This window comes from Burkholderia sp. BCC1996 (genome assembly GCF_905339955.1).
GTDB lineage: Bacteria > Pseudomonadota > Gammaproteobacteria > Burkholderiales > Burkholderiaceae > Burkholderia.
Genome location: NZ_CAJPHM010000073.1, coordinates 1 through 1,644, shown reverse-complemented (window position 1 = coordinate 1,644; position 1,644 = coordinate 1). Strand labels below are relative to the sequence as shown.

Sequence of the window (1,644 nt, the reverse complement as noted above, 5' to 3'; positions counted from 1 at the left end):
TGTGGGAGCAAAGTTGTAATGTCGCATCTGGGCAAAGTTGAAATGTCGTAGTTCGAGGGTTTCGGCGCATGCTGGCGGCGGTTTGAACTGCTGGAGCGCATCGTGGGCCAACCTGGACTGATCACCATGAGCATGCGGGAGCTGGATCGTCTGAAGGTCGTGGAAGCCGTGATCGAGCAGCGTCTGATGCCTTGGCGAGCCGCGGAGCGGCTCGGGATCAGTCGACGGCAGATTGAACGGCTGGTCACCCGATATCGTGCTGCGGGGCCGGCTGGACTGATTTCGCAGCGCCGTGGCCACGCCAGCAACCATCAATTGCCCGAGGATCTGGCGCACCGTGCCTTGAGCCTGATTCGTGAGCGCTACGCCGATTTCGGGCCGACGCTGGCTTGCGAGAAGCTGTGGGAATGCCACGGGCTGCAGTTGTCGAAGGAAACGGTCAGGAAGCTGATGACGGACGCTGGGCTGTGGATTCCGCGTCGGCAACGACCGCCCAAGGTCTATCAACCGCGAGCGCGCCGGGCTTGCCTGGGTGAACTGATCCAGATCGACGGCAGCGATCATCGGTGGTTCGAGGAACGGGCGCCGTCCTGCACGCTGCTGGTGTACGTCGACGATGCGACGAGCCGGCTGATGCATCTGCACTTCACTCAGACCGAATCGACCTTCAGCTACTTCGAGGCCACGCGAACGTACCTGGAGCGCCATGGCAAGCCGGTGGCGTTCTACAGCGACAAGTACAGCGTGTTCCGCAGCCCGAAGGCCAGCAAGACCGGCAGCAGCGTGACGCAGTTTGGCCGGGCCATGTACGAGCTGAACATCGACACGTTCTGCGCGAACAGCAGCTCGGCCAAGGGGCGCGTCGAACGTGCGCACCTGACGCTGCAGGACCGGCTGGTCAAGGAGTTGAGATTGCGCGGGATCAGCACGGTGGCCGACGCCAATGCGTATGCGCCCTCCTTCATCGCCATGTATAACGCGCGCTTCGCGAAGCCGCCGAAGAGCGACTTCAATGCGCACCGGCCGCTGCGAAACGACGAGAATCTGGACCGGTTGCTGACCTGGCGCGAAACGCGCCGGGTATCGAAGTCACTGACGGTGCTGTATGACCGGGTGCTGTACCTGCTGGACGATACGCTCGAGAACAGGAAGCTGATTCATCGCTATATCGACGTCTGGGAGTACCCGGATGGACGAATCGAAATCCGGGCCGACGGCGAGGTATTGCATTGCCGCCTTTACGACAAGCTGGCGGCGGTCGATCAAGGCGCGATCATCGAACACAAGCGTCTGAGTCACGCGCTGCAGGTGGCTGAAGCGGTTCAGGCGCAGCGTGATAACCGGCGGATCTCGGGTTCGCCCTCGCGCGCCAATCGAGGGCTGCCAGTGCGGGCCAAGACATCGTTACCAGGCGCCAAGAAACAGCGTGCGTTCACGGAAGCCGACATTGAAGCGGCCATCCTGCAGGTCGCTTCGCAAACACATCAAGCAGAATCGAACCAGCGGTCTGCCAAGGCCCGCTGATCGTGCGTAAGCGCCCTGCTGCTTCAGGCTCGGCCCTTCAACGCTGAATGAAGGGAAACCGATGAAACATGCGACATCTGTATTTAGCTGGCGCTACGACATCTGAATCCGGGTATGACA

The 1,644-nt window shown here is 61.3% G+C and carries 1 protein-coding gene; it reads left to right on the top strand.

The window, feature by feature from the left end; all coding sequences use genetic code 11:
* Positions 1-126 precede the first annotated feature (126 nt).
* Entirely contained in the window at positions 127-1,524 is a 1,398-nt protein-coding gene (locus U4Z64_RS37210) for an ISNCY family transposase (RefSeq protein WP_321822674.1), read from the top strand.
* Positions 1,525-1,644: the final 120 nt, after the last annotated feature.